This is a genomic window from Martelella sp. UBA3392 (assembly GCF_002358775.1).
Taxonomy (GTDB): Bacteria; Pseudomonadota; Alphaproteobacteria; order Rhizobiales; family Rhizobiaceae; genus Martelella; species Martelella mediterranea.
This window is the reverse complement of record NZ_DEPM01000140.1, coordinates 4,378-12,434: the sequence shown is the minus strand read 5'-3', so window position 1 is coordinate 12,434 and position 8,057 is coordinate 4,378. Positions and strand designations below refer to the sequence as shown.

The 8,057-nt window shown below is 61.8% G+C and carries 7 protein-coding genes; all 7 read left to right on the top strand.

What is annotated here, in order from left to right; all coding sequences use genetic code 11:
- Positions 1-151: 151 nt before the first annotated feature.
- Positions 152-1,810 carry an NAD+ synthase gene (locus tag B4E36_RS10355; RefSeq protein WP_292055062.1) on the top strand — a complete coding sequence of 553 codons (1,659 nt, stop codon included), beginning with the start codon at positions 152-154 and terminating at the stop codon, positions 1,808-1,810.
- An 80-nt stretch (positions 1,811-1,890) separates the two neighbouring features.
- Positions 1,891-2,718 (top strand): TolB family protein, encoded by an 828-nt coding sequence (locus tag B4E36_RS10350; protein ID WP_292055063.1) that lies wholly within the window; start codon positions 1,891-1,893, stop codon positions 2,716-2,718.
- A gap of 99 nt (positions 2,719-2,817) precedes the next feature.
- Positions 2,818-3,648, top strand: coding sequence for a UDP-2,3-diacylglucosamine diphosphatase (locus B4E36_RS10345; protein WP_292055064.1), 831 nt, complete (start codon positions 2,818-2,820; stop codon positions 3,646-3,648).
- A 195-nt stretch (positions 3,649-3,843) separates the two neighbouring features.
- Complete coding sequence (locus B4E36_RS10340) at positions 3,844-5,001, top strand: MlaE family lipid ABC transporter permease subunit (protein ID WP_345900311.1); 1,158 nt, start codon at positions 3,844-3,846, stop codon at positions 4,999-5,001.
- Positions 5,002-5,010: 9 nt separating this feature from the next.
- Positions 5,011-5,814 carry an ABC transporter ATP-binding protein gene (locus B4E36_RS10335; protein WP_345900310.1) on the top strand — a complete coding sequence of 268 codons (804 nt, stop codon included), beginning with the start codon at positions 5,011-5,013 and terminating at the stop codon, positions 5,812-5,814.
- Between the two features lie 15 nt (positions 5,815-5,829).
- Positions 5,830-7,200: an MlaD family protein gene (locus tag B4E36_RS10330; protein WP_292055066.1), complete on the top strand. Its 1,371-nt coding sequence runs from the start codon at positions 5,830-5,832 to the stop codon at positions 7,198-7,200.
- Between the two features lie 179 nt (positions 7,201-7,379).
- Entirely contained in the window at positions 7,380-7,964 is a 585-nt protein-coding gene (locus B4E36_RS10325; protein WP_292055067.1) for an ABC-type transport auxiliary lipoprotein family protein, read from the top strand.
- The last annotated feature ends 93 nt before the right edge of the window (positions 7,965-8,057 follow it).

Genomic DNA, 8,057 nt, shown 5'->3' with positions numbered 1-8,057 from the left:
ACCCCTCTCTGCCCCTGTCGGGGCATCTCCTCCTCAAGGGGGGAGATTGGTGGTGCGTGACGTGGTTTTGTGCTTTCCGCCCTTTTCCGGTTTGATTTTTCCCTGAAAACATGGTGTCCATCCCTCGTCGGACCTGAAAGGTGGAATTGCCATGGACAGCATCACAATCGCACTCGCCCAGCTCAACCCGACGGTCGGCGATATCGCCGGCAATCTGGAGAAGTTGCGCGCGGCGCGGCAGACGGCGGCCGACAAGGGCGCGGACCTCATCATGTCGACCGAGCTGTTCATCTCCGGCTACCAGCCCGAAGACCTCGTGATGAAGCCGGCCTTCCTCGCCGCCTGCCAGAAGGCGGTGGAGGCGCTTGCGAAGGACACCGCTGACGGCGGGCCCGGCGTAATCGTCGGCTTTCCGCGCCAGGGCGAGGCCGGGCGGCATAATTCGGTCGCCGTGCTCGATGGCGGCGAGATCATCGCGATCCGCGACAAGGTCGACCTGCCGAACTACGGCGAATTCGATGAGAAGCGGGTGTTTGTGCCCGGCGCGATGCCCGGACCGGTGAATTTTCGCGGCGTCCGCATCGGCATTCCGATCTGCGAGGATATCTGGGGCGAACTCGGTGTCTGCGAGACGCTGGCCGAATCGGGCGCGGAACTGCTGCTTTCGCCCAATGGCTCGCCCTATTATCGCGGCAAGGTCGACGTCCGCCATCAGGTGGCGCTGAAACAGGTGATCGAGACCGGCCTGCCGCTGGTCTATCTCAACACGCTCGGCGGCCAGGACGAGCTGGTCTATGATGGCGGCAGTTTCGGCTTCAATGCCGATCGCTCGCTCGCGTTCCAGATGCCGCAATTTGCCGAAGAGATCGCGCTTTCCAAGTGGCGACGCGGCGCGGATGGCTGGGTCATCGAAACCGGCGAGATGGCGGCATTGCCCGTCGGCGAGGCCTCGGACTACCACGCCTGCGTGCTGGGCTTTGCCGATTACGTCGACAAGAACGGCTTCAAGAGCGTGGTGCTCGGCCTGTCCGGCGGCATCGATTCGGCGCTGTGCGCGGCGATCGCCGTCGATGCACTGGGAGCGGAGCGGGTGCATTGCGTGATGCTGCCCTATCGCTACACTTCCGAGGATTCACTCAAGGATGCCGCCGATTGCGCCAAAGCGCTCGGCTGCCGCTATGATATCGTCCCGATCGAGGAGCCCGTGACCGGCTTCATGTCCGCGCTTGCCGATATGTTCGAGGGCACGGAAGAGGGGATCACCGAGGAGAACCTGCAAAGCCGCACTCGCGGCACCATCCTGATGGCGATCTCCAACAAGTTCGGCGCCATGGTGGTGACCACCGGCAACAAGTCGGAAATGTCGGTCGGATACGCCACGCTCTACGGCGACATGAATGGCGGCTTCAACCCGATCAAGGACCTCTACAAGATGCAGGTCTACGGCGTTTCGGCATGGCGCAACGGTGCGCGGCCGGAGGGCATGCTGGGGCCGGAGCGCGACGTGATCCCGCAGAACATCATTGACAAGAAGCCCTCCGCGGAGCTGCGTCCCAACCAGACCGACCAGGATTCGCTGCCGCCCTATCCGGCGCTGGACGATATTCTGGAATGCCTGGTGGAGAAGGAAATGTCGGTCGAGGCGATCGTCGCGCGCGGCCACGATGTCGAGACCGTGCACCGCATCGAGCACCTGCTCTATATCGCGGAATACAAGCGTCGCCAGTCCGCGCCGGGCGTGAAGATCACCAAGAAGAATTTCGGCCGCGACCGGCGCTATCCGATCACCAACCGCTTCCGTGACCGCTGACGCGCCTGGCAGGAACTGCCATGCAGTGACATGGGCGCTCACAATGCTATGCTCCGGGCGGTGTTTTGAGGAGATGTCCGGTGCGCAGTTCAGTCGAAATCTATGATGTCGCAAGCCGGCAGGCGCGCGTCGTGTTCCAGTCCGATGCGCTGATCGAGGCGCCGAACTGGTCGCCGGACGGCGGCCATCTGATGGTCAACAGCGATGGCATCATGTATCGGTTGCCGCTTGATGGCGCGCCCGCGCTTGAGCGTATCGACACCGGCTTCGCCGTCCAGTGCAACAATGATCACGGCATCTCGCCCGACGGCGCGACCATCGCGATCTCCGACAAGTGCGAATTCGGCAAATCGGCGATCTATACGGTTCCATCGGCTGGCGGCATGCCGAAACTGGTGACCGAAAACCTGCCCTCCTACTGGCATGGCTGGTCGCCGGATGGCGCGCGCTTTGCCTATTGCGGCATCCGCGAGGATGTCTTCGATATCTACACGATCGCGGCGTCGGGCGGGGAGGAGCTGCGGCTCACCCATGGCGAGGGCCGTAATGACGGGCCGGACTATTCCTTCGATGGCGAATGGATCTATTTCAATTCCTCGCGCACCGGTTTGATGCAGATCTGGCGTATGCGTCCCGATGGCACGGGCCTCGCGCAGATCACCGGCGATGATTACGGAAACTGGTTCCCCCATCCATGCCCGACCAATGACCGCGTCATCCTGATCTCCTACGACCCGGATGTGTTCGATCACCCCCGCGACTGCCAGGTGCGGGTGCGGATGATGGACATGGATGGCGGCAATCTGGAAACCCTGTTCGAGCTTTTCGGCGGGCAGGGCACGATGAATTCGCCGAACTGGTCGCCAAAGGGCGATGCCTTCGCCTTCGTGCGCTATCAGCCGGCCTGAAGCCTCTCAACCCCCGCCCAAGAACCGCATGTCATCAAGTTGAAATACGACTCTGCTTTTAACTCTTGTGACGACAACAAGGCGGGGCGGGTCGAAGGCATGGAACCCAGGCAATTCAGGACGCTGTTCATTTCTGATGTTCATCTCGGCTCCAAGGCCGCGAAGGCGGATTTCCTGCTGGATTTCATGCGCCATCACGAGGCTGAAACCATCGTGCTCGTCGGCGATATCATCGACGGCTGGCGGCTGAAGCGGAACTGGTACTGGCCGCAGGTCTTCAACGATGTCATCCAGAAAATGCTGCGCAAGGCGCGCAAGGGCACGCGCATCATCTATATTCCCGGCAATCACGACGAGTTCCTGCGCAATTTCCCCGGCACCCATTTCGGCGGGGTCGAGGTCGCGGAGCGGATGATCTTCGAGGCCGGAGACGGCAAGAAATATCTCGTCATCCACGGCGATGAATTCGATGTGGTCGTGCGTCACGCCCGCGTCGTCGCCTATCTCGGCGACTGGGCCTATGATGCCGCGATCGCCATCAATCAGGTTCTCGCCTTCTTCCGCCGCAAGCTGGGATTGCCCTACTGGTCGTTTTCGGCCTGGGCCAAGCTGCAGGTCAAGCATGCGGTGAACTTCATCGGCGAGTTTCAGCGCGTCGTGGTGGAGGAGGCCCGTCGCAACGAGGTCGATGGCGTGATCTGTGGCCATATCCATCATGCCGTGATCGAGGATATGGACGGGATTCGCTACATCAATACCGGCGACTGGGTGGAAAGCTGCACGGCGGTGGCCGAGCATTTCGACGGCACGTTCGAACTGATCTCCTGGCAGAAGATCGAATCGGCGGAGGCGCCTGCAGCGGCCGAGCCGGTCGAGGCCGATCCGCTGCCGCTGCTTCTGGCCGCCCGCGACGGGAACCGCGCCGCATAAGCGCCGTCGAACGCTCTTCCCCGCCATTGAAAAGACTTGCAATCTCCGACAGCCCGTGAAAAGCCTAGCAAATGTTATTTGCAGGGTTGCGCCCTGGCCTGCGCGCCGGCTTCGAAGGTCGCGCGGTGCGCTGTCCGGTCGGCCGGATCGCGGCGTCCTCCCGTTCCAAGAGCGCACGAAACTGGATACTGGCTTTTGCAGAAAGCGGATAATTCCACAGCCTCTCTCACCTTCAACGCCGGCGAGCAGCCGGCGGCCTTGTCATTTGAAGGCGATTGGACCGTTCACAACGCCGCAGCGCTCTACGGCGAACTCGACGGTCTCGGCGGCAAGCTGAAAGGCACCGGCGGCGGCGATGTGGTATTTGATCTCTCCGGTATCGCGGTGATCGACACCGCGGGCGCCTGGCTGATTCGCGAAGCCGAGGCCAAATGCGGCGATGCCGGTCTCAAGGTCGAGATGCGCGGCATGACGGACCGGCTCGGCGAACTGCTCGAGGCCATCCCCGAAGAGCTGCCGGAGCCGGAAAAGGTTCCGGCCAGACAGCGGTCGATCGTCCAGCATGTGCTGGAGCCGGTCGGCATTTCCGCGGTGGCGGCCGGGCGCGATATCTATACCGGCGTCGGCTTCTTCGGCGCGCTTTTTGTTGGGCTCGGCGAGCTGTTTTCGAAACGCGGCGGCGTCAACATGGCCGCGATCACGGCCCAGATCGACAATATGGGCGTCCGCGCCGTGCCGATCATTGCGCTGATGTCGTTCCTGGTCGGCGCGATCATCGCCCAACAGGGGGCATTCCAGCTCAGCTATTTCGGCGCCGAGCTGTTCGTGGTCGATCTGGTCGGAATTCTGCAGCTGCGCGAGATCGGCGTGCTTTTGACCGCCATCATGATTGCCGGCCGCTCGGGAAGCGCGATCACCGCCGAAATCGGCGCGATGCGCATGCGCGAGGAAATCGACGCATTGCGGGTTATGGGGTTCGATCCGGTCGCGGTGCTGGTTTTCCCCCGCATGCTGGCGCTGCTCATCGCCTTGCCGCTGCTGACGATCCTGGCCAATTTTGCCGCACTCCTGGGCGCTGCGGTCGTGGTCGATCTCTATGCCGGCATCACCTATGAGACCTTCTTGCAGCGGCTGCAGGAGGCGATCGATCTTGCCGACCTGATTTCCGGTCTGGCCAAGGCCCCGGTGATGGCCGTGATCATTTCGATCGTCGCCGCGCTTGAAGGCATGAAGGTCGGCGGCAGCGCCGAATCGCTTGGTCAGAAGGTCACGGCCTCGGTGGTGAAGTCGATCTTCGTCGTCATTCTGGCCGACGGCATCTTCGCGATCTTCTACGCCGCGATCGATTACTGAGGAGCCGAGGTGGATATCGAACAGCAATCGCAGGGCGACAAGGACACGGTGCTCAGTGTGCGCGACCTCACTGTGGGGTTCGGCGGGCCGACCGTGCTCGAAAACCTCGACCTCGACGTCTATCGCGGCGAAATCCTCGGTTTCGTCGGCGGATCGGGCACGGGCAAATCCGTGCTGATGCGCACCGTCTTGCGGCTGAACCAGCGGCAGGCGGGAACGATCAACATTTTCGGCAAGGATTTCGACCATCTGAGCTACGAGGAGCGGCTGGCGATCGACATGCGCATCGGCGTGCTGTTCCAGCATGGCGCGCTGTTTTCTGGCCTGACCGTGCTTGAGAACGTTCAGGTGCCGATGCGCGAATATCTCGACCTGCCGAAAAAGCTCATGGACGACCTGGCGCGGCTGAAGATCGAGATGGTGGGTCTGCGGCCGGAGGCTGCCGAGCGCTATCCGTCGGAACTATCGGGCGGGATGATCAAGCGCGCCGCCCTTGCCCGCGCGCTGTCCCTCGATCCGGACCTCGTCTTTCTCGACGAGCCGACATCGGGCCTCGACCCGATCGGCGCGGCGGAGTTCGACGAACTGATCGCCCGGTTGCGTGACACTTTGGGCCTGACGGTCTATATGGTGACCCATGACCTCGACAGCCTGCACGCCGTTTGCGACAGGATCGCGGTACTGGGCAAGAAGAGAGTTCTTGTCGAGGGAACGCTGGACAAGCTCCTCGCCTTTGACGACCCCTGGGTTCAGAGCTATTTCAGGGGCAAACGATCCCGCGCCATTTTCGGCGCCGGCCAGAACAGCCAATAGCGCGGACGGACAGTTATGGAAACCAAAGCAAATTATACCGTTGTCGGCTTCTTCGTCCTGCTGGTGCTGGCCGCCGGGGCCGGGTTCATTTTCTGGATGCAGGAGTATGGCCGACAGGGGCCCGTCGCCGATCTGATCGTGCGCATTCCCGGCTCCGCGAATGGCCTCAGCGTCGGTTCCGCGGTGCGCTTCAATGGCATCCAGGTGGGCTCGATCAAGTCTCTGGAAATCGATCCAAGCGACTCCCGCTACACCATGGCCCGGACCCAGGTGAAGGCGACCACGCCGGTCTACAAGAGCACCAACGCGAAGCTGGAGCTTCAGGGGCTGACGGGTACCGGTTATATCGAACTGTCGGCCAATGGCGAGAAGGGCGACAATATCCTGCAGGAATCCCTGGAAACCGAGAAGCCGGCGGAGCTGACGGCCGACAAATCGGGCCTCTCCAACCTTCTGACCACCGCGGACCGGATCATGAAGCGTCTCGATGACACCGTCGGCCAGGTGCAGAAGCTGGTGGATGACGTCAGCACGCCGCTGACCCAGACGGTCAAGAACGTCGACACCTTCACCGGCGCGCTTGCCGACAATTCCGATCAGATCGGGGAGTTCCTCGAATCCATCGGCAGAATGTCCGATACCGTCGACGGGCTCGCCGGACGCCTCGACAAGACGGTGGCCTCGCTTGACGTTCTGATCAAGGCGGTCAACCCGGAGGAGGTCGGCAAGATCGTCACCAATGCAGAGACGATTACGTCCAACGTCGCCGTCGCCTCGAAGAACCTGGAAGAGGTCATTACGCAGTTCGGCGATGCAATCGAAAGCTACGCTACGTTCGGAAAAACGGCGCAGGATGTGTTCAAGCAGGTCGATGCGATCGTCACAACGATAGACCCTGAAAAGGTCGGCAGTTCGATCGATGATTTCTCTGTTGTCATGGCGGATGCGAAGGTTGCCGTTGCGTCCGTCAAGAATGTCGCCGATTCGATCAGTGCCAAGACCCAGAGCATCGACACCGCGATCGAGAACGTCTCCAACATGTCGATCAAGCTCAATCAGGCGTCCACGCGGGTGAACGAAATCCTGGTGAAGGTCGACGAGCTGCTCGGCTCCGACAATGTCGAATCGCTGTCCGACCAGGCGCGCGATACGCTTGTCGCGGTGAAGCAGGCGGCCGAGACGCTGAATGCCCGGATCGGGCCGATCGCGGCGAATATCGAGAGCTTCTCGGGATCCGGCCTCAGGGATGTGCGCGGCCTCGTCAGCGATACCCGCCGCACGGTCGAAAGCCTCAATCGCACCATCGAATCGATCAGCAACGACCCGCAGCAGTTCATTTTCGGGTCCGACAGCATAAAGACCTATGACGGGCGCAACCGTTATTGAGCCATTGGCGAGCAGCGCGGGCGGATGCGGGCTATGGTTGCAATCCGGCAAGCCACTGAAAAAACAAGCATGTCAGGTCTTTGCAATCGCTGGCGTATGCCTTAATTCTGACAGATAACAATTCGGCCAGTCCGGGGAAGTTTGGATAGATGCTTTTTGCCGCGATCGATAAAACCGGAGTGAGACCGCTTCTCGCGCTGGGTCTGCTTGCGGCTGGGCTGAGCGGCTGCGCGCTGCGCCCGGCGCCCGACACGTTCGATCTGTCCGCACAGCCCGTCGTGACCTTCGATAGCCAGAAGGCGCTGCGCTCCCAGCTTCTGGTGCCGACGCCGTCGGCGATCCAGGTGCTCAACAATCGCGGCATCGTGGTGCGTCTCGGCGGCGCGGAACTGCGTTATCTTGCCGGGGCCCAGTGGAGCGACCAGCTTCCCGTTGTGATCCAGGCGCAGCTTGTGGCGGGCCTTGAGAACACCGGCCTGTTTTCCGGCGTCGGCATGCCGGGGCAGGGGCTTGCGATCGACTATCAGGTCGTGGTCGAGGTGCGCGAATTCGCGATCGATGCCGCAGAGCCGGGCTCCGCCAATGTCGAACTCTCGGTCAAGCTGCTGGACGACAGGACCGGCGTGGTGCGGGCGCAGAGGTTGTTCAAGGCAAGCGTTCCGGTCAGTTCCAGCGCCGCAAGCGGCGTTCTCGTGGCCGCACTCGACGACGCCTTTTCCAAGGTACAATCCGAAATCGTGAGCTGGATTGCCGCCACGCTCTGAGCGGCTGGTGCGCAAGTCTGTCTTCGCTAAGCTCACTGCCGTTAGGTTTTGTGTGAGGTGTTGGCAGCCATCAATCTCTCCCCTTGAGGGAGA

Excerpts from the sequence above, each read along its gene's own strand:
- B4E36_RS10355 (WP_292055062.1), top strand. The coding sequence starts at position 152 with ATGGACAGCATCACAATCGCACTCGCCCAGCTCAACCCGACGGTCGGC.
- B4E36_RS10330 (WP_292055066.1), top strand. The coding sequence starts at position 5,830 with ATGGAAACCAAAGCAAATTATACCGTTGTCGGCTTCTTCGTCCTGCTG.
- B4E36_RS10345 (WP_292055064.1), top strand. The coding sequence starts at position 2,818 with ATGGAACCCAGGCAATTCAGGACGCTGTTCATTTCTGATGTTCATCTC.